This is a genomic window from Phenylobacterium sp. GW821-FHT12F10 (assembly GCF_058806695.1).
This window is the reverse complement of sequence record NZ_JBXAPY010000002.1, coordinates 214448-236970: the sequence shown is the minus strand read 5'-3', so window position 1 is coordinate 236970 and position 22523 is coordinate 214448. Positions and strand designations below refer to the sequence as shown.

18 protein-coding genes are annotated in these 22523 nt (G+C 68.7%); 7 read left to right on the top strand and 11 right to left on the bottom strand.

Annotated features, from left to right (window positions below):
• Positions 1-28: 28 nt before the first annotated feature.
• From AC1RN5_RS13505 to AC1RN5_RS13490, 4 genes are all read left to right on the top strand, one after another.
• Entirely contained in the window at positions 29-1486 is a 1458-nt protein-coding gene (locus AC1RN5_RS13505; protein ID WP_493041678.1) for an OprO/OprP family phosphate-selective porin, read from the top strand.
• Between the two features lie 30 nt (positions 1487-1516).
• On the top strand, positions 1517-2566 hold the full coding sequence (locus tag AC1RN5_RS13500; protein ID WP_493041677.1) for a sulfate ABC transporter substrate-binding protein: 1050 nt from the start codon (positions 1517-1519) through the stop codon (positions 2564-2566).
• Positions 2567-2684: 118 nt separating this feature from the next.
• Positions 2685-2966 (top strand): SemiSWEET family sugar transporter, encoded by a 282-nt coding sequence (locus AC1RN5_RS13495; RefSeq protein WP_493041676.1) that lies wholly within the window; start codon positions 2685-2687, stop codon positions 2964-2966.
• Between the two features lie 144 nt (positions 2967-3110).
• Positions 3111-5396 (top strand): O-linked N-acetylglucosamine transferase, SPINDLY family protein, encoded by a 2286-nt coding sequence (locus tag AC1RN5_RS13490; protein ID WP_493041675.1) that lies wholly within the window; start codon positions 3111-3113, stop codon positions 5394-5396.
• Here the strand turns inward: AC1RN5_RS13490 and AC1RN5_RS13485 are convergent.
• The 5 genes from AC1RN5_RS13485 to rfbF are packed head-to-tail and all read right to left on the bottom strand — an operon-like array spanning position 5393 to position 9939.
• Complete coding sequence (locus tag AC1RN5_RS13485) at positions 5393-6337, bottom strand: NAD-dependent epimerase/dehydratase family protein (RefSeq protein WP_493041674.1); 945 nt, start codon at positions 6335-6337, stop codon at positions 5393-5395. The genes AC1RN5_RS13490 and AC1RN5_RS13485 overlap by 4 nt on opposite strands.
• Positions 6338-6339: 2 nt before the next feature.
• The gene (locus tag AC1RN5_RS13480; protein WP_493041673.1) at positions 6340-6870 is read right to left on the bottom strand and encodes a dTDP-4-dehydrorhamnose 3,5-epimerase family protein; all 531 of its coding nucleotides are present in this window, start codon (positions 6868-6870) and stop codon (positions 6340-6342) included.
• The gene (locus AC1RN5_RS13475) at positions 6870-8111 is read right to left on the bottom strand and encodes a methyltransferase domain-containing protein (protein ID WP_493041672.1); all 1242 of its coding nucleotides are present in this window, start codon (positions 8109-8111) and stop codon (positions 6870-6872) included. Before AC1RN5_RS13475 ends, AC1RN5_RS13480 begins: the two co-directional genes overlap by 1 nt.
• Complete coding sequence (gene rfbG, locus AC1RN5_RS13470; RefSeq protein WP_493041671.1) at positions 8111-9184, bottom strand: CDP-glucose 4,6-dehydratase; 1074 nt, start codon at positions 9182-9184, stop codon at positions 8111-8113. The genes AC1RN5_RS13475 and rfbG overlap by 1 nt, the downstream gene beginning before the upstream one ends.
• Positions 9166-9939, bottom strand: a complete 774-nt coding sequence (rfbF, locus tag AC1RN5_RS13465; protein WP_493041670.1) for a glucose-1-phosphate cytidylyltransferase — start codon at positions 9937-9939, stop codon at positions 9166-9168. The genes rfbG and rfbF overlap by 19 nt, the downstream gene beginning before the upstream one ends.
• Before the next feature lie 220 nt (positions 9940-10159).
• Between rfbF and AC1RN5_RS13460 the strand changes: the two genes are divergently transcribed.
• Together AC1RN5_RS13460 and AC1RN5_RS13455 are read left to right on the top strand one after the other, a co-directional pair.
• Positions 10160-10882, top strand: a complete 723-nt coding sequence (locus AC1RN5_RS13460) for a sulfotransferase domain-containing protein (RefSeq protein ID WP_493041669.1) — start codon at positions 10160-10162, stop codon at positions 10880-10882.
• 58 nt (positions 10883-10940) lie between these two features.
• A complete protein-coding gene (locus tag AC1RN5_RS13455; protein WP_493041668.1) occupies positions 10941-12002 on the top strand; it encodes a M23 family metallopeptidase in 1062 nt (353 codons plus the stop codon).
• A 247-nt stretch (positions 12003-12249) separates the two neighbouring features.
• Here AC1RN5_RS13455 and AC1RN5_RS13450 read toward each other — a convergent pair whose 3' ends face one another.
• The 4 genes from AC1RN5_RS13450 to AC1RN5_RS13435 form a co-directional block, all read right to left on the bottom strand.
• Positions 12250-13944: a glycosyltransferase family 4 protein gene (locus tag AC1RN5_RS13450; RefSeq protein ID WP_493041667.1), complete on the bottom strand. Its 1695-nt coding sequence runs from the start codon at positions 13942-13944 to the stop codon at positions 12250-12252.
• A gap of 105 nt (positions 13945-14049) precedes the next feature.
• A complete protein-coding gene (locus AC1RN5_RS13445; protein WP_493041666.1) occupies positions 14050-16164 on the bottom strand; it encodes a beta strand repeat-containing protein in 2115 nt (704 codons plus the stop codon).
• 224 nt (positions 16165-16388) lie between these two features.
• Positions 16389-17756 (bottom strand): HlyD family type I secretion periplasmic adaptor subunit, encoded by a 1368-nt coding sequence (locus tag AC1RN5_RS13440; protein ID WP_493041665.1) that lies wholly within the window; start codon positions 17754-17756, stop codon positions 16389-16391.
• The gene (locus AC1RN5_RS13435; protein ID WP_493041664.1) at positions 17753-19483 is read right to left on the bottom strand and encodes a type I secretion system permease/ATPase; all 1731 of its coding nucleotides are present in this window, start codon (positions 19481-19483) and stop codon (positions 17753-17755) included. Before AC1RN5_RS13435 ends, AC1RN5_RS13440 begins: the two co-directional genes overlap by 4 nt.
• A 185-nt stretch (positions 19484-19668) precedes the next feature.
• On the opposite strand from AC1RN5_RS13435, the gene AC1RN5_RS13430 reads away from it, so the two are divergent.
• Entirely contained in the window at positions 19669-20478 is an 810-nt protein-coding gene (locus AC1RN5_RS13430) for a DUF6270 domain-containing protein (RefSeq protein WP_493041663.1), read from the top strand.
• Here the strand turns inward: AC1RN5_RS13430 and AC1RN5_RS13425 are convergent.
• Positions 20475-21638 (bottom strand): hypothetical protein, encoded by a 1164-nt coding sequence (locus AC1RN5_RS13425; protein WP_493041662.1) that lies wholly within the window; start codon positions 21636-21638, stop codon positions 20475-20477. The two genes, AC1RN5_RS13430 and AC1RN5_RS13425, sit on opposite strands and share 4 nt — an antisense overlap.
• Positions 21639-21640: 2 nt before the next feature.
• The gene (locus AC1RN5_RS13420; RefSeq protein WP_493041661.1) at positions 21641-22504 is read right to left on the bottom strand and encodes a hypothetical protein; all 864 of its coding nucleotides are present in this window, start codon (positions 22502-22504) and stop codon (positions 21641-21643) included.
• Positions 22505-22523: the final 19 nt, after the last annotated feature.

Below are 22523 nucleotides of genomic sequence, written 5' to 3'. Positions count from 1 at the left end.
CTCCAACAAACGAGGGGCTAGAGGCCAAATGGCTTGGAAATCGAAACTGCTGGTGGGGGCCGCGGGCCTCGTCCTGGCCTGGCCCGGCCTGGCCGCTGCTGATCCGGCCACGGACGCCAAGATCGCGGCGCTGGAGGAACAGCTCGCCCTGCTGCAGGCGCAGATCGCCGACCTGAAGGTCTCCACGGGGGCCAGCATCGCGGCCCTGCGCACCGACGCCACCACCACCTCGGCCACCATCGCCAATGGCAAGCCGACCATCGCCACCTCCGACGGCCGCTTCTCGGCCACCCTGCACGGGGTGATGCAGCTCGACACCGCCAAGTACGACCAGGAGGACCGGCTGCCGGCCGCCGTCACCGCCCGCGACCTGTCGGGCGGCGCCAACTTCCGCCGCGCCCGCATCGGGGTCGACGGCAAGGTGTTCGGCGCCTTCGACTACAACATCCTCTTCGACTTCGGCGGCAGCGGCGCCGAGGACTCCGGCCGCGTGCAGGAGATGTGGGTCCAGTATTCGGGCCTCAAGCCCCTGCGGTTCCGGGTCGGCGCCTTCGCCCCGCCGCTCGGGCTGGAGGACGCGGCCTCCACCAACGGGGCGCTGTTCCCCGAACGTCCGGCCGCCGCCGACATCGCCCGCGGCCTGGCCGGCGGCGACACCCGCATCGGCGCCGGCGTGATCGGCAATGGCGACCACTGGTTCGCCTCAGCCATCGCCACCGGCCCCCTGGTCCAGAGCCTGAACTCCGGCGCCACGGCCTTCAACGCCCCGATCTTCGACGAGCAGCAGGGCTACGCCCTGCGCCTGGCCGGCACGCCGCTCCACGGCTTCGACTGGCTGGTGCATGTGGGCGCCAACGCCAGCATCGTCGCCCAGCCCACCGACCTGGGCGCCGCGGCCGCCACCCGTTACGCCCTGCAGCTTCGCGAACGCCCCGAACTGCGGGTCGATGGCACGCGGCTGATCGACACCGGCCAGATCGACGCCAAGGGCGCCCAGGCCTATGGTCTGGAGCTGGCCGCCCAGAAGCAGAACCTGTTCGTCCAGGGCGAATACTTCGACATCTCCGTCGATCGCCGCAACCCGGCGCTCGGCGCGTCGGATCCCAGCTTCACGGGCTGGTACGTCGAGGGCGGCTGGGTGCTGACCGGGGAACGGCGCAAATACAACATCACCACCGCGGCCTTCGACGCGCCCGGCGTCGACAAGCCCTTCGCCCCGGCCAACGGCCAATGGGGCGCGTGGGAGCTGGCCGCCCGCTACTCCACCATCGATCTCAACTATTCGGAGAACAGCCTCATCGCCGCCGACCGCGTGCGCGGCGGGCAGCAGGACATCTGGACGGTGGGGGTGAACTGGTTCCCCAACCCCGCCGTCAAGTTCATGCTCGACTACTACAACGTCAGCGTGGACCGGAAGAACGCCGCGGGCCTCGCCATCGGCCAGGACTACCACGCCCTCAACTTGCGCTCGCAACTGGCCTTCTAGCCCGAGCCCCAACCCCAAGGACTTCGATCCATGCGTGATCTCAACACGCCAACACGCCGCGGCGTGTTGGCGACCGGCGCCGCCTTGTCCGCGGCCGGCGCCGCCCCGGCCCTGGTGGCGGGCCCCGCCCTGGCCGCCGGCGCCAAGCCCATCACCCTGCTGAACGTGAGCTATGACCCCACCCGGGAGCTCTACAAGCAGATCAACGCCGCCTACGCCAAGTACTGGAAGGACAAGACCGGCCAGGACCTGGTGATCAACCAGAGCCACGGTGGATCGGGCAAGCAGGCCCGCTCGGTGATCGACGGCCTGCAGGCCGATGTCGTCACCCTGGCGCTCGCCTCCGACATCGACGAGATCGCCGCCAAGGCCAAGCTGCTGCCGGCCAACTGGCAATCTCGCCTGCCCAACAATTCCAGCCCCTACTACTCGACGATCGTCTTCCTGGTCCGCAAGGGGAACCCCTGGAAGATCCGCGACTGGCCCGACCTGGTGAAGCCTGGGATCGAGGTCATCACGCCGAACCCGAAGACCTCGGGGGGCGCGCGCTGGGCCTATCTGGCCGCCTGGGCCGCGGCCCTGCGGGCGCCGGGCGGCAACCCGGCCAAGGCCCAGGCCTTCGTCGAGCAGATCTACCGCAACGTGCCGGTGCTCGACACCGGGGCCCGCGGCTCCACCGTGACCTTCGCCCAGCGCGGCCTGGGCAATGTCCTGCTGTCCTGGGAGAACGAGGCCCACCTGGCCGGCGAGGAGTTCGGCGACAAGTTCGACATCGTCTATCCATCCAGCTCGATCCTGGCCGAGCCGCCGGTGGCCATCGTCGACAAGGTGGTGGACCGCAAGAAGACCCGGACCGTCGCCGAGGGCTATCTGAACTTCCTCTACAGCCCTCTGGCCCAGGACATCATCGGCAAGAACTTCTACCGCCCCCGCAATCCGCAGGCGGTGGCCAAGTACGCCGCCAACTTCCCGAAGATCCCCTTCGCCACCATCGACGACACCTTCGGCGGCTGGAAGAAGGCCCAGGCCGTGCACTTCGCCGACGGCGGTGTGTTCGACAAGATCTACAAGCCCCGCTGAGGTCCCCCCTCGTGAAGGCTGCTGGGCGCGGGACTTTCCTCCCGCGCCCTTTCTTGTGGGCCAAAGGCAACCCGCGCCTTGGGCGTCCGTTTTCTGCGGCGCTGAAGAGGGCCCGCGCATGACCGTTCTCCATCTGTCGCTGACCGATCTCGTGGGCGTCCTGGCGGCCCTCTGCTCGATGGCCAGCTTCGTGCCCCAGATCGCCAAGATCTGGCGCGAGCAGGACGCCGCCTCGGTCTCGCTGCGGATGTATGTGGTGACCGTCACCGGCTTCATCCTATGGACGGCCTATGGCGTGCTGATCGGAAGCTGGCCGGTGGCCGCCTCCAACACCGTCTGCCTGGCCCTGTCGGCGGCGATCCTGGCCCTGAAGTGGCGGTTCCGCGGAAAGCCCGGCTGAGCCGCTGACCGGTTGGCGCCGCGACCGTCGCACTCTAGATTGCCGCCAACCGCGGGCGCGACGACGAGCCCGCACCCCACAACCCCCAATCGCGGCCGATGGCGCCTCGGATTCCCGAGCCCTCACGCGTGACAGGACGCCGCGATGTCGATGGAACGGTTCGCCCCGGCCGAAGCCGCCCTCAAGGCTGGGAATCGGGACGAAGGCATTCGCCTGACCGCCGAGGAGCTGACCCGCGAGCCCGAGGCCCCGCTGCGCGTCTACCAGAACTTCACGGCGATGCTGATCCGGCAGAAGCTGTACGACCAGGCCCAGCACTGGGCGGAGGTCGCCACCAGCCGCTATCCCCGCGACTACGACCTCTGGAACATCCTGGGCGTCGCCCTGCGCCGCCTGGGCCGCCACGCCGAGGCCCTGAAGGTCCTGGACCGGGCGGTGAAGATCAACCCCAAGAGCATGACCGCCCACATCAACCGTGGGAACATCTTCAACGACATGAAGAACGGTCCGGCGGCGATCGAGGTCTTCACCCGCATCCTGCGCCAGGGACCCACCAACGCCGAGCACCAGCGCTCCCTGGGCCGCGCCTACTGGAACGCCGGCGACCTCGACAAGGCCGAGATGCGCTTCAACCTCGCGGTGAAGCTCAAGCCCGACTATGTCGACGCCTGGCTGGACCTGACCTCGCTCACCGCCGACGTGAAGGGCGCGGCCGAGACCCTGCCGGTGCTCGACCGGGCCGTGGCGGCCCTGGCCGACAGCCACAGGATGCGTGAGGCCAAGGCGGTGATGCTGCGGCGGGCGGGCCGCAACAAGGAGTCCGAGGACTATCTGCTCAGCCTGCTGACCGAACTGGGGGACCAGGGCTGGATCCACTACCAGCTGGGCATGACCCTGGCCGATTTCGACCGGGTGCGGACCAACACCCACCTGGAGAAGGCTCACGAGCTGGAGCCCGACAACGCCGAGTTCCAGCTCGCCTTGGCCGAGAGCTATTCCAGGACCCGGCAGGGCGACGAGGCGCAGAACCTCGAGCGCGCCTACCAGCTGCTGAAGCCCGTGATCGACAAGGTCGGCGATGGGGCGGGCCCGGTGAAGGTGGCCAGCGACATCTTCGTCCGCGTCGCCGACTACGACGCGGCCGACGCCCTGGGGGATTTCCAGCACCTGGGCCGCCTGTGGGCCTCCAACGGCCGCCACACCGCCCTGCTCTCGCACCTGGCCCGGGTCCGCACCTCGGAGGACCGCAAGGAACTGGTCCATCAGCACCGCATCTGGGGCGAACTGGTGGAGAAGATCGCCGCCCGGCGGCCGATCACCCATCCGGCCCCGCGCCAGCCCAACGGCAAGATCCGCGTCGGCTTCATGTCCTCCGACCTCCGGTCCCATCCGGTGGCCTATTTCTCGCTTCCGCTCTTCGAGCACTACGACCGGGAGCGGTTCGAGGTCTATTGCTACTCCTACTATACCGGCCAGGAGGACCCGACCCAGAAGCGGATCGCCGGCATGGTGCAGGGCTTCCGCTGGAACCCCGACATCGGCGACCGCGACGCCGCCCAACTGATCGCCGACGACCAGCTCGACATGCTGATCGAGCTGGGCGGATCGACCCACATGAACAAGCTCACCGTGATGGCCTACAAGCCCGCGCCCCTGCAGGCGAGCTGGCTGGGCTATCCCCACTCGGCGGGGCTGAAGGCCATCGACTATCTGATCGTCGATCCCTTCATGCTGCCCGAGCATGACGGCCTGCTGATCGAGAAACCTCTGGTCCTGCCGCACGGTTGGTTCGCCCTGTCGGCCGGCGCCTTCAACGAGCGGGTGGCGGTGGAGAACCCCGCTCCCGTGGCCCGCAACGGCTATGTCACCTTCGGCACGGCCAACAATCCCTACAAGTACAACCGCGACCTGGTGCGCACCTGGGCCAAGATCGTCGCCAAGGTCCCCAATTCGAAGTTCATGTTCGTGCGCCCCGAGGGCGGCTCGGACAGCTTCCGCAACAACCTGCTGGCCTTGTTCGCGCAGGAGGGCGTCAGCGCCGACCGCGTGCGCTTCGAGGCGGTCCGCGGCGCCCACCTGCCCTTCTACAACCAGATGGACATCTCCCTGGACACCTTCCCCCAGACCGGCGGCACCACCACCTGCGAAAGTCTGTGGATGGGCACGCCGGTGGTCACCCTGGTGGGGGAGACCCTGTTCGAGCGGCTCAGCTATTCCAGCCTGATGAACGGCGACATGCCCGAACTCTGCGCCCGCGACGTGGACGGCTACATCGCCGCGGCGGTGAGCCTGGCGGAAGATCCCAACCGCATCAGCGAGCTGCGGGCCGGCCTGCGGGAGCGGATGCGCAACAGCCCCATCGGCCAGACCACCCAGTTCGCCCACGACTTCTTCGATCTCATCGAGAAGGCCGTCACCGGCAAGGCCTAGGCCGGCGCGTTGAGCAGGCCCCGGGCCTCGACCTCGCGGTAGTAGTCGACATAGGCGTCCCAGAATCCGGTCTCGTCCCAGGGCCGGGTCAGTGTCGGTTCGGTGTTGGCCACCAGATAGGGCTCGGGGAAGTCGGTCTGGGCCAGGCATTCCACCGCGCACTCGCGGCCGAGCCGAGCGCTGGCCTCGCTGGCCACCCGCAGGGCGAAGTCGCCCTGGGCGCCGACATAGCCGGCCGGACGGCAGACCCGGTCCAGCTTCGGCGTCCGCAGCATCTCCGCCACCAGCTCGGCATAGGCCCGCGCCAGGAGCACCACGGGGATGTTGTCGCGCACATAGTCCGGGGTGCGGACCACCCCCGCCCGGCCCGCGAACCAGGCCTGGAACAGGGACCAGACCAGCCGCCCCTCCTCCAGCGGGCCGAAGGGGCCGTTGATCATGAAGCGGCCGAAGGCGAGGCCCCGCCATAGGGCCAGGTGGCGGAAGCCGTCGTTGGTGAGCTTCTTCGACAGGCCATAGGGCGAGACCGCCAGGCCGCCCGCGGCGTCCTCGAAGCCGGTGCCCGTGACGATGATCCCGCGCACGCCCGCCGTGGCGGCGGCCTCGAACACCGGACCCGCGCCGCCGAGGTTGCGGGTCACGCCGGCGGCCACGTCATAGTCGGCGTTGCGGTAGCCGGGGATGTCGGCGGCGTGGTGGGCCAGGATGTCCAGGGGACCCGCGGCCTTCAACAGGTCGAGGAAGGCGGGTGACCCGAAGGGGGCGGCGAAGCTCACCTCCGCCACCGCCTTCAGCCGCGCGATCCGGTCCAGGCGCAGGCCGTCATAGTCGCCCTCCCCCCGTTTCAGCGGCGCGATGACCTGGTGCCCGGCCTCGCTCAGGGCCTGGGCGATCCAGACGCCGGTGAAGGATGTCGCCCCGGTGAGCAGGATCCTGGCCATCCTCAGGCTCCGTGGTCGGGATAGGTGGCGTCGCGTTCGGAGATGACCGCCGGCTGGGCTGGCCAGTCGACACCAAAGGCCGGGTCGTTCCAGCGCACCCCACGGCCGTGGCCGGGCTCGAACATCCGATCGATCTGGTAGAGGACGTCGGTGTCGGGCTCCAGGGTGATGAAGCCGTGGGCCATGCCCGCCCCGATCAGCAGGGCCCGGCCGTTGTCGGCCGACAGTTCGGCCCCGGTCCATTTCAGATAGGTGGGGCTGTCGGGGCGCAGATCCACCGCCACGTCGAAGATCCGCCCCCGCGTCGCCCGCACAAGCTTCACCTCGGCCCGCGGCGGCGCCTCATAGTGCAGGCCGCGCAGGGTGTAGGCGGCGGTGTTGCGCGACAGGCTGGTCTGGGCCGGAACGAAGGGATGGCCGGCCGCGGCGAACTCGTCGGGGCAGTGCAGGCGGGCAAAATATCCACGCTCGTCCGAGGACGGATCGAGATCCACCACCGTCACCCCGTCGATGGCTGTCCCTGCGAACCGCATCAGCTGATGACCTTCGTCTCCGGCGAGGCGGTGACGAAGCGGCCGCCCCAGTCGGCGATGTGGGCCAGCTGGCCCATGATCTCGTCCTTCAGGTTCCAGGGCAGGATCAGCAGGTAGTCCGGCCGGATCTCGTCGACCTTGGCCGGCGCGTAGATCGGGATGTGGCTGCCCGGCATGACGTGGTCCTGCTTGTGCGGGTTGGCGTCGAACACCGCCACGATGTCGTCGGTCCCCACGCCGGCATAGTTCAGGAAGGTGTTGCCCTTGGCCGCCGCCCCATAGGCCGCCACCGTCTTGCCCTGCGCCTTCGCCTTGGCCAGGAAGGCCAGGAAGTCGGCGCGCACGGCCTCGGCCCGGGCGGTGAAGCCCTGATAGCCCGACAAATTGTCCAGGTTCGCCGCCTGCTCGCGGGCGCGAAGGTCCTTCAGGGCCTGGGTCTCCTGGTGGCTGGAGGCCTCATGGGCGCAGAATAGGCGCAGCGATCCGCCATGGGTGGGCAGCAGCTCCACGTCGAAGGGCCGCAGGCCATTGGCCCGCAGCACCCGCTCCACCGCCAGCAGGGACAGGTAGGAATAGTGCTCGTGATAGATGGTGTCGAACTGCACCAGCTCGATCAGGTTCAGCAGGTGCGGGAACTCGAAGGTGAGCACGCCTTCGGCCTTCAGCACGTACTGGAAGCCGGCCACGAAGTCGCCGATGTCGGGAACGTGGGCCAGCACGTTGTTGCCCGCCATCAGGTCGGCGGCGATGCCGCGGGCCTTCAGGGCGCGCCCGGTGGCGGCGTTGAAGAACGAGACCTCGGTGGGGATGCCACGCTCATGGACCGCCACCTCGGCGGTGTTGGCGGTGGGTTCGATCCCGAGCACCGGGATGCCCATCGCCTTGAAATGCTGCAGCAAATACCCGTCGTTGGAGGCCACCTCCACCACCAGGGACTGCGGCCCCAGGTTGAAGCGCCGGGCCATGCCCTCGGCATAGCGCTTGGCGTGGGCCACCCAGCTCGCCGAATAGGCGGAGAAATAGGCGTAGCCCTCGTCGAAGATGTCGTCGGCCGCCACGGGGTCGTCAGCCTGGACCAGGAAGCAATTGCCGCAGACCCGCGTGTGCAGCGGGTAGGACTTCTCAGTTCCGGCGGCGAGCTGGGCCGGCGTCAGATAGCTGTTGGCCAGCGGCTGGCTCCCCAGGTCGATGAAGTCCTGGGTCAGGGGCGCACGGCAGAAGCGGCAGGTGGGAACAGTCATCAAAGGCCTTCGTAACGCGAGATCTGGTCCCGGCACAGGGTGAGCGCGTCGCCGCCGTCGGCCTGTAGCCGATACCAGTCCATGGTCCATTCGACCGCCACCGGCGCGTCGAGGCGGCTCTCGAAGCCCAGCACGCGCATGGCGAGACTGGCGTCGATGCCCAGGGACCTGGCTTCCAGGGAGTTGGGATCGGGTTCGTGGCGCCAGGGCTTGGCGCCCAGGGCCTTGACCGCGGTGGTGGCCAGCTCGCCCACCGTCACCTCCGGCCCGCCGGGGCGGGGGCCGAAGTTCAACGCGCGCGGGGCGGCGGGGTCGGTGGCCAGACGCTCGAGATAGACAAGGTAGCCGGCCACGCAGTCCAGCACGTGCTGCCAGGGGCGGGTCGCTTCAGGATGGCGCAGCACCGTCACCCCCTGGGCCTGACCGGCGCGGACGATGTCGGCGACGATCCGGTCACGGGAATAGTCGCCGCCGCCGATGACGTTGCCGCCCCGGGCCGTGGCGACGGGCACGCCGGCCTTGTCGAAGAAGCTGCGGGCGAAGCTCTGGGTGACGATCTCGGCAGCGGCCTTGGAGGCCGAATAGGGGTCCTTGCCCCCCAGGGCGTCGGTCTCGGTGAACGCCCGCCCGGTCTCGGCGTTGGCGTAGACCTTGTCGGAGGTGATCACCAGGACGGCCTTCAGGGCGGCCTGTCCGCGCAGGGTCTGCAGCAGATGGGCGACGCCCATGACGTTCGAGGCGAAGGTGGTGATGGGGTCCTCGATGGAGGCCCGCACGATCGGCTGGGCGGCCATGTGCAGCACCAGGTCGAAGTCGCAGCCCTTCAGCGCCGCCTCGACGGCGGCCTGGTCGCGCAGGTCGGCGATCTTCGACTCGATCAGGCTCCCGACCCCGGCCTGGTCGAACAAGGCGGGAGTCTGGTCCGGGGCGAGCGCCAGGCCGGTGACCTTTGCCCCAAGCGCGGTCAGCCAGATCGCCGCCCATGAGCCCTTGAAGCCGGTGTGGCCGGTGAGCAGGACGCGCTTGCCCGACCAGAAGGCGGGATCGGGCCGGCTCATTTCCAGACGTGCCACGGCGCCTTGCCTGAGGCCCACAGCGCCTCCAGCTGGTTCTTGTCGCGCAGAGTATCCATGGCCGCCCAGAAGCCCTCGTGCCGGTAAGCCATCAGCTCGCCGTCGGCGGCCAGGCCCTCGAGCGGCGCGGATTCGAACGGGACTTCGTCCCCGGCGATGCGGCCGACCACCTCGGGCTGCAGGACGAAGAAGCCCCCATTGATCAGGCCATTGTCACCCGGCGGCTTCTCGATGAACCGCTCCACCGCGCCATTGACGATGTCGAGCGCGCCATAGCGGCCAGGGGGCGAGACCGCCGTCACCGTCGACTGCTTGCCGTGCGACTTGTGGAAGGCGGCCAGGGCCGCAAGATCCACATCGGCCACGCCGTCGCCGTAGGTGAAGAAGAAGGACTCCCCGGGCGTCAGGTACTTGGCCACCCGCTTCAGCCGCCCGCCGGTCATGGTGTCGGGCCCGGTCTCCACCAGGGTCACCTTCCAGGGCTCGTGGTTGGTGGCGTGGTACTCCATCGACCCGCTGGCCAGGTCGACGGTGAAGTCGGCGTTGTGGAGCACGTAGTTGGAGAAGTACTCCTTGATCACGTAGCCCTTGTAGCCAAGGCAAATGATGAACTCGTTGAAGCCGTAGTGGGAGAACAGCTTCATGATGTGCCAGAGGATCGGCCGGCCGCCGATCTCGATCATCGGCTTGGGCTTCAGATGGCTTTCCTCGGAGATGCGGGTCCCCAGCCCGCCGCACAGGATGACCGCCTTCATCGGGCGCTCACGGGGGCTTTGCCGGCGTGCGCGGCGGTGTCGATCTTGGCGGTCAAGGCTCTGAAACCCGTTCTAGCGTGGCGCCGCCTTACGCCCGTCGAGGGCCCGCGGCGCGGTCTCCTCCCTATTATCGCGTGTCGCCGCGCGCATGAAGTCGTATCCACGCCAAGCGTAGGTCGGGGCCACCCCGTCTCGCGCCCAGGGTGAGCCCAGAGGAACCATGGCCCTCGTCGACTTCATCATCGCCGGTGTGCAGAAGGCCGGGACCACGGCCCTGTTCGACCATCTGGGCGATGTCCCGGGCATCGCGCTCTCCACCACCAAGGAGGTCCACTTCTTCGACGACGAGACCGTGGACTGGTCCCGCCCCGACTACGGCGCCTACCACGCCCACTTCGCGCCGGCGGCGGGCGCTGTCATGGGCGAGGCGACTCCCATCTACCTCTACTGGCCGCAGAGCCTGGAGCGGATCGCGGCCTACAATCCCGCCATGCGGCTGATCGTGATGCTGCGCGACCCCGTCGAGCGGGCCTGGTCCCACTGGCGGATGGAGACCTCCCGCGGCGCCGAACACGCGCCCTTCGCCTGGTGTGTCCGCCAGGGCCGCCAACGCCTGTTCGACAGCCAACCCTGGGGCCATCATCGGGAATTCTCCTATGTGGAACGGGGCTTCTACGGCGAGCAGTTCGAGCGCCTCTACCGCCTCTTCCCCCGCGACCAGATCCTGGCCCTGAAGGCCGACGATCTGAGGACCGATCCCAACCGGGTGCTGGGCGCGGTCTGCGCCTTCCTGGGCGCGCCGCCGCCGCCGCCCACCAGCCCGCGGGCCGTCCACGTCGGTCAGGAGATGGCGGGACTGGACCCCACCGATATCCAGCACCTGCGCGGGGTCTACGCCGCCGATCTCGCCCGGCTGAAGGCCCTGACCGGGATCGCGTTCTGACCGGTCACAGTTCCGTCCCAGCCCACCCTCAGGATCGCGGCCTCCAGGAGCCCGGCCAATGACCGTCAACCGCTACTCAGCCCTCGCCGCCGTGGTCCTGATCACCGGTTGCGGCCCCGGGACGCCGGCGGCCACAGCGCCCAAGCCCGCACCAGCCCCAGCGGCGTCCGTGTCGGCCGTCGTGCCGCCGCCGGCCGACGCCCCGCGCCTGGCCCTGCCCATCGCCTGCGCCATCGGGGTCGACTGCGAGGTGCAGAACTACCTCGACCGCGACCCCGGCCCCGGGGTCCAGGACTATCGCTGCGGCGGCCAGACCTACGAGGCCCACGGCGGAATCGATTTCCGCATTCGCGACATGGCCGCGCAGCGCGCCGGCGTCCTGGTGCTGGCCGCCGCCCCCGGCCGCGTCGCCCGTCTACGGGATGGCGTGGAGGACATCTCGGTGCGCGCCGCCGGTGTCGATGTCGCCAACCGTGAGTGCGGCAACGGGGTGGTGGTCGACCATGGGAACGGCTGGGAGACCCAGTACTGCCACCTGGCCCGAGGCAGCATCGTCGTGAAGACGGGCGATCTGGTGGAGGCGGGTCATCCCCTCGCCAAGGTCGGACTGTCGGGCAATACCGAGTATCCCCACCTCCACCTCACCGTGCGGCGAAACGGGGTGACCATAGATCCCTTCGCGCCGACCCCCGGCGCGGCCTGCGATCCGGGCGCCGACCCGGGATCCAGCCTGTGGGACCCTGCCACGGGGCGGAAACTGGCCTATCAGCAGGGGGCCGTGCTCAACATCGGCTTCGCCGCCGCGCCGGTTTCCGGAGAGGCGGTCGAGGCCGGCGGGATCGCCGCGCCCACGGCCGACAGCCCGATGCTGGTGGCCTATGCCCGCGCCATCCGCCTGAGGCAGGGGGATGTCCAGACCGTGATCCTGAGCGATCCAGCCGGCCAGGTCCTGGCCCGCTCCCAGCTGCCGCCGCTCGACCGGGACAAGGCCCAATACCTCGTCTATGTGGGCAAGAAGCGGCCCGCCGCGGGTTGGCCGTCGGGCCGTTATACTTTGCACTATACTGTCACCCGGGCCGGCGCGGTCGTGGTGGACAGGCCCGAGCACCTGACGCTCTAGGCCTCAGGGTCGCCCAAGGGCGGGCGGCGGAGCGCCGTGCCATCGGCCTCCTCTCGAACTGTTGATTTCCCCCACGGCGGGATTTTCTTTTTTCCGCCTTTGAATTGGATTACAGTTTTCTGTCAGCCGAGCTCTCCAAGGCTGTGTCGCTTTGGCCGGGCGGTCAGCCCCAGGGTGAGCCGCCCGGCCTCTCGCCTCTCCGAAAATCGTGAGCTTCAGATCGCGCCTGGCGCGAGGTGTTGCGGTCTCAGGTCGTGAGGGCGGTCTGGACGATCGGGGGGTCGACGAGCTCCAGAATCCCGAACTTCACCAGCCACAGCAGGCCCCGTTCCAGGAACGACCGCCGGCCTGGAGCACAGGTTTCGAGAATCTCCCCCACGCTGGCCTCGGATCGCGCCGATAGGAGGCTGAAGACCGCCTCGGCCTCGGCCAGGCTTGGCAGGGCCCAGGCCGCGCCGAGCGCGCCGAGGGGGTGGGTCAATCGCTCCCGCCCGGTCTCCCAGGTCATGCCGGGCGCCACCCGCAGGCGATCGGAGATGGCGAGGATGCGGGTTGGATAGGTTTCGAACAGCAGGAAGGGATCGAGCCGCCGCGGATTGTCGACCGTGACGGTCGGCTGCGTGGTCTCCGAAGCCGCGGCCGCCTTGCGCCGGACCGCCAGCTCGGACCAGAGCGCCTGATAGCGCGGAATGATCGCCGACCAGTCGAAGTGATCCCGAGCCTGACGCGCGGCGGCCGCCCCCATGGTGCGCCGCAGCTGCGGATTGGTCACCAGGGCCACCACAGCCGCGGTGGCCGCGCCATGGTCGACGCCGGTCATCTGGGCGGCGGTGGCCAGGTAGAGCTCGTAGCTGATCCAGTCATTGGCGTACTGGTAGGCGAGGTCGCGCCCGAGGCCGGGCCTGGGCGCGGTGGTGGGAATCCGGAACCCGTCCACGCCGTGGCGGACCGTATCGCGATAGCCGTCCCAGTCGGTGACCACCGAGGGGAGTCCCGCCGCCATCGCCTCCACCGGCGTCAGGCCGAAGGTCTCCTGCACGTTCTCCGAGAAGGAGATGAAGAAGTCGGCCGCCGACCAGAGGGAAAACCGGGTGTCCGCTGGGCGGCCATCCACCGGCCGGTAGTGGATGCTGGGGCAGTAGGCCCGAACCTGCTCATGGAAGATGGCGGTCGTCTCGTCGGTGGCCGACCAGCCGGCGACGATCCAGTAGATCGGCTGCCCCGTCTGCTGGGCCGCGGCCTCCAGGGCCAGGGCCATGGTGGCGGGGTTCATCTTCCCGGCGGCGTGGAAGCGGCCGAGATAGAGGGCGACCACGGCGTCGGCCGGAATGTCGAGCCGCGCTCGCCAGGCCGCGCGGGCCGCGTCGGAGGCGGCGAAGTCGGGCGCGTTGACCCCCAGGGGGATGGTGGCCAGTTCCGGCGTGGGGAAGCGATTGGCTCCCAGTCGTGACCGGAGATCCTCCCGGGTCACCTCCAGCAGCGCCTCGACGCCCGAGCGGACGGCGTCGGAGGTGCAGATCAACGCGTCCCAGGGCTCGACCGGCGAGGTCATCATGTCCGCCAGGATGTCGGTCGCCCGGTGGGTCGCGGTGGTGTGGGTGATGCCGCAGAGGCTGTAGCGGGTCCGGCCCAGGGGGCGGCGCAGCCAGGATTCCGCCGAAAGGGTCGGCTGGGGAAGATAGAGGCAACCCGGATCGTCCAGACGGCCGCGCCCCATCCGACCCAGCCAGGTCACCGGGTGAGGGTTGGGCTCGATTCGGTCCAGCAGGGGCTGCAGGGCCGCGGGCGGACGCGTTCCGGCGTTGAAAAGATGCAGCCGGTCGATCGCGGCGTGCCGCAGGAACCCACGGAGGAAGCTCTCCCCCGCCGAGTGCCGGCCCATCAACTGGGCGCCGGTCGTGTCATAGCCGTCGGGATGGAAATAGATCGCCGCGTTGCTCATCGGCCTAGGCCGTAGCGGATATTCGGCGGCGCTACAAATCCGCTCAAAAAGAAAGGGGCCGTCCCGAAGGGCGGCCCCAAACCTTGGTCCGTCGTCGTCGCGGTCTTAGGCGACGAAGTCGGTGTAGTCGATGGTGCCGGTGGCGCCCGTCAGCTTGATCGCGTTGCTGATGGCGTTGGTGCCGGCGCTGTCGGAGAAGATGTAGGTGCCGTCATCGCTGGTGGTGCCCGAGACCGTGATGACCACGATGTCGCGCGAGCCGCCGGTGATGAGCGAGTTCGCATCCGTGATCGCCTGCGACAGGCTGGTAGCCGTCGTGCCGATCAGGAAGTTGGTCGCCGTGCCGGTGACGCCGAGGGCGAAGGTGTCTTCACCCGAGAAGGCCACGGTGCCGGAGATCAAGTCCATCGAGGAGGAGGAGGAGTCCCCCGCCGCGAAGACGAAGCGGTCGGCATCGCCACCAGCGCCAGCCGCGATGGTGTCAACACCAGCGCCGCCCGTGATGGTTTCGGCGCCGGAACCCGCCACGATGGAGTCGTTGCCGATCCCACCGGAGAGCGAACCCGTACCCGCGCCCGTGCTGCTGATGGTGTCGTTGCCATCATCGCCCGAGATCGTCTGAGCACCTGCAGCGACCGTGATCGAGTCGTTACCCGCGCCGCCGGCGATGTTGTTGTTGCCAGCGCCACCGTCGATGGTGTCGGCGTCAGCGCCACCGGTCACCGTGTCAGCACCGCCGAGCAGAGTGATCTTGTCCGCGCCCGCGCCGCCATCGACGAGGTTCGTGCCGCCAACGCCGCCCGAGATGGAGTCAGCGTCGTCGCCACCCAGCAGGGTGTCGAGACCCGTACCACCGAGAATGGTGTCCGCGCCGGTGCCGCCGTCCGCATACTCAGTACCGTTGCCCGCGGTGAGGCTGTCGGCGCCGTCGTTGCCGAACATCGTATCGCGATCGGCGTTGCCGGTGATGGCGTCGTTACCCGCATCGCCGGTGGCGTAGTTGGTGCCAGCGCCCAGGGTGATGGCGTCGTTGCCGGCGCCCGCGGTCACAGTGTCACTGTTGGCGCCGCCGGTGTAGAGGTCGTTACCAGCGCCCAGATCGGCCACGTCGTTGCCGCCGCCCGTGTTGGACACGGCGTCGTCGCCGTCGCCGCCGTAGACGGTGTCAGCACCCGAGCCGGTCACCAGGGAGTCGGAGCCCAGATCGCCGAAGATCAGGTCCGAACCGCCCGCGCCGTCGATGGTGTCCGCACCTTGACCACCGAGGATGGTGTCGGTGTCAGCGCCGCCGAGGATCGAGTCATCACCGAGGTTGCCGTGGGCGTAGTTGGAGCCGGCGCCCGTGGCGATGACGTCGCCGCCTTGACCGCCGAGCAGGCTGTCGTTGTTGATGCCGCCCGTGATGCTGTCGGCGCCCTGGTTGCCCTGGACGCTGTTGACGCCGTCACCGGCCACCACAGAGTCATCGCCTTCGCCGCCGAAGATCACGTCGTTTCCGCCGAGGGAGGTGATGGTGTCGTTGCCGACGCCGCCATCCACGGAGTTTGCGCCCGCGTCAGCCACGATGCTGTCGTTGCCGTCGACGCCCATGAGGGAGTCAGCGCCGGTACCCGCAACCAGGACGTCGTTGCCCAGATCGCCGAAGACCAGATTGGCGCCTTGGCTGGCGCTGATGGTATCGTCGCCTTGGCCGCCCAGCATGGTGTCAGCACCAACGCCGGCGGAGAGGAGGTCGTTGCCGAGGTTGCCGTGGACGTAGTTGGCGCCATCGCTACCTTGGATGGAGTCGTCGCCCTGGCCGCCGAGCATCGTATCAGCGCCCGTGCCAGCGATCAGGCTGTCAGCGCCCTGATTGCCTTGCAGGTAGTTCTTGCCCTGACCACCGTCGAGGGTGTCAGCGCCGCCGCCGCCGTACAGAGCGTCAGCACCAGTTCCGGTCGCGGCAGAGTCCGGAGTACCTGCGCCGGTATTGCCGATCACCAAGGTCGTGCCGTCGTTGAAGACGGTGGTGGTCATCGTGCCGTCGAACTTCGAGTCGGCGAAGGATCGGGTGGTGCCGGCGTAGGTCACGTCGATGCGCGCCGGGCTGGCGCCCGCCGCAGGAACATAGGCGACGCTGACGGCTGTCGCCGTCGCCGCCGAGGGGAACACGAGGGTATCAGCGTCCGAGATGGCCGCCTGATCAGCCGCCGTCATTGCGTCAAAATAATACGTAGCCATGAGTCTCTCCAGTCATGTGTCACACGGACCGCCTGAAAACGCCTGGCCACCATTGCCGAATGGCGCGGTCCCAGGAAGTCCTTACCGTTCGCCATAACATGGTCGTGGCGAAGGTTAAACGAGCCCGAGGAAGACGTATCGGAACCGTCGAAAATGCGCAACAGTAAAAACGGCGGGCAACCCGCCCCTTTCACAGGCGCAGGCGAGGCCGGTTCGCCCCCTGATCAGTCCTCTTTCAAGGAGTCGCGGATCGTGTCGGTCAGCGGGCTGACGACATAGGACAGGATGGTGCGCGTGCCGGTCACAATCGATACCGTCGCCGGCATTCCGGGGCTCAATTTGGCGCCCTTCGGCAGGCTCGCCAGCTCCGACGGCGGGATGCGCACGTCGGCGCGGAAGTAGCCCTCGCCGGTCTTCGGGTCGCTGAGCTGATCGGCGGAGACGGCGATCACGTCGCCCTTCACCGGGGAGACCTTGCGATAGTTGAACGCCGTGAGGCGCACCTGAGCCTTCATTCCGACCTTCACGTCGTCGATGTCGGTCGGCTTGATTCGCGCCGAGACGATCAGCGGGGCGTTGGCGGGCACGATGTTCATCAGCACCTCGCCGGGGCCGATCACGCCGCCGATGGTCGACTGGCTGAGGTCGAGCACATAGCCATCGACCGGCGAGCGCACGACCGAATGCTGCAGGGTCTGCAGGGAGGCGGTCAGGCGCGGCGAGGCGTCGGACATGCCCGACTGCATCTGGCGCAGGCCCTCTGCCGCCTGACTGACCCGTTGGTCGCGCAGGGTGTTGAGCTGCAGGCGGGTCTCGCCCTTCTGCTGGCGAAGACGGGTGATCTCGGCGTTCAGCGCGCCGCGCCGGCCGGCCAGATCGGCCAGGCTGCGGTCGTAGCGCAGGATCAGGGTCTTGGGCGCGTAACCCTTCTCGTAGAGCGTCTGGTAACCGGCCAGTTCTTCCTTGGTGAGCCGGACCGACTCCTCCAGGGCGTCGAGCTGAGCCTGCACGCCGGCGATCTGCGACTCGATCTGGCTCTGCCGCTGATTGAGCACATCGGCCTGGCTGTCGAAGAACTGCAGGCGCGTGGTGAACAGAAGTTGCTGATCGCGGATCAGGCCCGCCACCCGCGGATCCGACATGCGGTTGGTCAGCTCCGGCGGGAAGCTCAGCACTCGTCGGCCCGTCGCCTCGGCCTCGAAGCGGGCGCTCTGAGCGGCCAGGGCGTCGTACTGATTCTGGAACACGTCCACCGCGGCGCGCGGCTGCACGTCGTCGAGCACCAGCAGCGGCTGGCCCAGGATCACGTGCTGGCCTTCCTTGACGGGAATGGCTTTGACGGTGCCGCCCTCACGGTGGCGGATGACCTTGCGGTTGGCTTCCACGCGCACGATGCCGGGCGCCATGATCGCGCTGCGGATCGGCGAGACGGCGGCCCAGATGGTCATGGCGACCACGAAAATCCCGACCACCGCCCCGCCGACGATCATCGGCTGGCGCAGCTTGCGCTTCAGGTCCGGATCGAGGGTCTGGTCGGCGCCGCTGAAGGCGGGCGTCACATAGGGCTTGAGCGGGGTGACTTCGCGGTTCATCGCGCGGCGCCTATGGCTTGTACGGCGGCCGGCTGGGTGAAGCGGGCCATGACCTGATCGCGCGGGCCGAACAGCTCCATACGACCCTCGCGCAGGACCAGGATCTTGTCGGCGGCGCGGAACAGGTTGGGCTTGTGCGAGACCACCACGATGGTGACGCCGGACGCCTTCAGGGCGTCGAGCGCCGACATCAGGGCGTCCTCGCCTTCGGAGTCGAGGCTGGCGTTGGGTTCGTCCAGGACGACGAAGCTCGGCTCGCCCATGACGGCGCGCGCCAGGCCGATCCGCTGCCGCTGTCCGGCCGACAGCACGTGGACGCTCTCGCCGAGATCGGTGTCGTAGCCCTTGGGCAGGCGCAGGACCAGTTCATGCACCCCGGCCAGCTGCGCCGCGGCGATCACCCGGCTGTCGTCGACGCCCGGCTGGAAGCGGGCGATGTTGTCGCGGATGGTGCCGGCGAACAGCTCGGTGTCCTGCGGCAGGTAGCCGACGTTCTTGCCGAAGTCCTGGCGGTCCCAGGTGAAGACGTCGGCGCCGTCGAGACGGATGCTGCCGCTGCTGGGCTGCCAGATCCCCATCATCAGGCGCGACAGGGTCGACTTGCCGGCGCCTGAGGGACCGATGATGCCCAGCATCTCGCCGGGTTCGATCTTGAAATTGACACCCTGAAGCACGAATTTCTGGGCGCCGGGGGGGGCGAAGTTGACGCCCTCGACGGAGAGGCGGCCGGCGGCGCGGGGCAGGCCGGTGACGGGCTTGGCGGGCTTGTAGTCGCCGAACATCAGCATCAGGCGGTCGAAGGCCCGGGTGCCCTGGAGCATGCCGTCCCAGGAGCCCACGAGCCGGTCGATCGGCTGCAGGGCGCGGGCGGCCAGGATCATGTTGGCGAACAGCAGGCCCGAGTGGATCTTGCCCTTGACCACCAGATAGGCGCCGATGGCGATGATCAGGACCTGGATGCCCTGGCGCCAGAACTTGGAGACATTGGAGAGGCCGCTGGCCAGGGCGCTGGCCTGGGCGCTGCGGTCCATGGTCACCTGGCGGAACACCGTCCAGCGGCCGCCGAGCGGCTCCACCATGCCCATGGCGCGGACCACCTCGCTGTTGCGCAGGGCCGCGTCGGTGAAGGAGTAGCTGCGCAGGGCCGCCTCGTTGGCCTCCCCCAGCATGGGCCGCGTCATGCGGTCCTGGGTCAGGGTGATGGCCACAAGGACCACGGCGCCCAGCAGGGTCACCATGCCCACCATGGGATCGATGATCCACAGCACGATCATGAAAATCGGCATCCAGGGCAGGTCGAAGACCACCCCGAAGGTGGGACCGGTCAGCATCTGGCGGAACTGGTCGAGGTCGCGCAGAGCCTGGGAGCGGATCGCGGGATTGCCCCGCACCACGCCGTCGAACAGGGCCGAGAAGACGTGGCCCGAGACCCGCTGGTCCATCACCACGCCGAAGTTGATCAGCACCTTGGACCGGTAGTGGTCGATGACGCTGGAGACCGCGAAGGTGGCCAGGACGCCGAAGGTGATCACCAGCAGGGTGGGAATGCTGCCGCTGGTCATCACCCGCCCATAGATCTGGAAGGTGTAGAGCGGCAGGGCCATGTAGAGCAGGTTCGAGACCATCGTGAAGACGAAGGCGACGGCCAGGGACGGATAGCCCTCGCGGATCGACCGCGTGAGCGGATTGTCCGGTTGGTCCGCCGACAGCAGTTTGAAAATCTTCATGAGCGCCAGGCCGTCTCGTTACTTGCGGGCGAAGGTTCGCAGCGCAGATCTTGTTCGCCAATTGATCCGACAGCGGGCGGCGATAGCGCGCGAGAGATGATCGGGGCCCTTCGCGATGTCAATGCCGCACGCCCGCGCCCGGCGAGCGGAGCCCGGCCGGTCGCGGGCTGGCGAGCGGGCGAGCTGTGGTAAGGAGCGGGCGAGAGAGTTGGAATGGGAGACGTGCCCGCGTGGCCAGGGTCGCAATAGTCGGCAGCTGCATAACCCGCGATTTGTGGCCGATCCTGGGCGAAGCGCCCCCGGACCTGCTCTATATATCGCGCACCAGCCTGCCGAGCCTGTTCGCCCAGCCCCTGACCGGGGTCGAGGTCGCCGCCGATCCGCCGCCCGGCCTGGCGCGGCACCAGAACAACGCCGTGAGGGCCGATCTGCGCAAATCGTCCCTGGCCGCGTTGATCGCTCACCGTCCCACCCATGTGATCTTCGACTTCATCGACGAACGTTTCGACCTCCTGGCGGCGCGCGACACCCTGGTAACGCACAGCTGGGAGCTCGAGGTCAGCGGCTATCTGACCCAACCGGGCTTTTCCCATGCACGGATCGTGCCGCGGGCCTCGTCCGAATGCGACCAGCTCTGGCGCGAGGCCTGCGTCGAACTGGCCGCCTTCCTGCGCCAGACCCCCCTGCGGGACGCCAAGATCATCCTGCACGAGAGCCAGTGGGCGCAGCGCTTCCTGGACCGCGCCGGCCAGCCGCAGGACTTCGACCCGGAGGTGATGATCTTCGACGGCAACCTGGGCCGGCTGGACGCCCACAACGCCCTGCTGAGCCGCTATCAGGACCGATTCGCCGCCTTGACCGGCGCGGCCCGGGTCCAGGCCGACCCGAGCCTGATGATGGGGGACGTCGGCCACCGCTGGGGCCTGAGCCCCTTCCACTATGTCGCCGACTACTACCGGGACATCTGGCGCCAGCTGCGGGACCTCGGACTCTAGCCCTCGTCGGACAGGGAGGCCCAGTGCTCCAGGGGGGTCAGGCGCGGGTCGCCGGCCTCTGAGACCAGGGGCTCGGCCACGGTCCAGGCCCCGCCCTGCAGATAGTCGGTGAGCGGGTCGACGTCGGCGCGAAGCTGGTCGCCGCGCAGGGCCATGTAGCGCCCGGCGTCGAACCAGGGCCCGGGATTGCGCCCCTCCCGGCCCCCGGCGGCCACATAGTGGCTGAGCGCCTCGAAACCGCCGGCCGCCACATCGGGATACTCGGTGCGATACCAGGCCGGGTCGAACAGCCGGTGCGGCTTCAGGCCCTGGGCCGACCCCACGGTGACATAGTGGACGAGCGCCGGAACCTGGGCCGCCTCGCCCCGCAGGCGGGCGCGGTAGCGGGCGGCCTGGAACAGGGGGTGGGGATCGAGGTCGTCCTTCCAGCCCTGGCGCAGATAGTGGGCCAGGGGGTTCTCGCCGCTCTGGGCCAGCTCCGGGGCCTGGGCGACATAGTGGGCGATGCTGAACAGGGGATGGGGATCGAGGCCGAGCGCCGCGCCGATGTGGACGAAGTGCTCCAGGGGCGACAGGCCGGTGGCGGCCAGGTCGGCGGCGTTGCGCCCCCCGTAGTAGGCGGGGTCGAACAGGGGATGGGGCGCGCGGCCCTCCATCCAGCCCTGGGACAGGTAGTGGACCAGGGGCGCCAGTCGACCGGCGGCCACGTCGGGATAGGCGCTGAGATACCAGGCCTGGTCCAGCAGGGCGGCGGGCTGCACCCCGGCGTCGGGGCCGCGCCGCGCATAGGCCGCCATGGCCCGCAGGTCGCCGCCGCGCCAGAGGCCCGAACGCGCGATCACCAGCGCCCCACCCGGCGACCGCAGGCGGGCCAGGACGCGGTCGAGCCGGCGCTTCACGCGGTTGCGGCGCGCGGCCCGGATCTTCGGCGCCGCCGCCGCGCGATAGGAGGCCGCCGCCGCCGCCCGCGCCTGGGCCTGGGCCTGGGCGTTGGCCACCAGGGCCTCGGCCAGGGCCAGGCTGAGGCGTGAACGGGTCAGGGCCTCGGCGGTCTGGGCGCGCTGCGTCTCCTCGCGCAGGGCGGCATGGCGCAGGGCCAGGGTCTCGACCTTGGCGAGGAGATCGGGGCCGTCCTGGCCTGGGGTGGTGGAGGTCGCCACAGCTAGAGCGGCGGAACGACGGGCATCTTCAGGCTCGAGAAACCCGAATCCAGATGCTCGATCTCGAGGAAGCCCGCCGAGCGGCCATAGGCCTTGTAGATCGAGAAGGTCTTGGCGATCCCGAGGGTGGCCGCGCTCTCCAGGGGCGAGATGAAGCTGACGTCCCGGTCCATCCAGTGGGGACGGCGCATCCAGTAGTTCAGCTGGTCGCGGGTCAGGGCGAAGAAGCCGGAGTGGGGGTTGCGGGCCCGGCGCATCACCATCTGGCGGCCGAGGGGCGCGCCGTACAGGGTGTCGTCATCGGGGACGAAGGCGTTCATCTGGTCGGCGATCTGCGCGCTCAGATCCCCGTCGATATAGGTCTTGAGGGTGGGGGCCTTGCGGTTCCACTCGATGCGGTTGGGGAACAGCACCCGCTTCTGGCCATAGGTCTGGTTGAACCAGGCCAGCTTGGAGAAGAAGCTGGGATCGTTGATCCTCAGGTCGTCCTCGCTGAAGACGAAGAGGTCGTACTGATTGGCTCGCTGGGCCATGATCTGGTGGGCGCTGAACCCCAGCATGCGGGGGTTCTCAAGCTCCAGCTTGGCGACCTTGACTCCGTACTTGCGGCAGAAGTCCGGCTCCAGCAGATGCTTCTCGTGGGTGGTGACGGCGACGATGTCGACGTCGTCGTCGGAGCCCACCCCCGGCTGGAAGCTCTTGGTCCCGACATCCATGGTGGTGGAGGTCCCGAACTGGCCGCGATAGGCGCAGACCACCTCCTCGATCGCCCGCTTGCGGTCCTCGCGCCGCGACTCGCGGGTGGACGCGTGACGCGGGTTCGCCTCGGCGGAAAAATAGTGGGCGATGGTGACGAGGATTCGCATCGAGCAGCCGGCTTGCGGA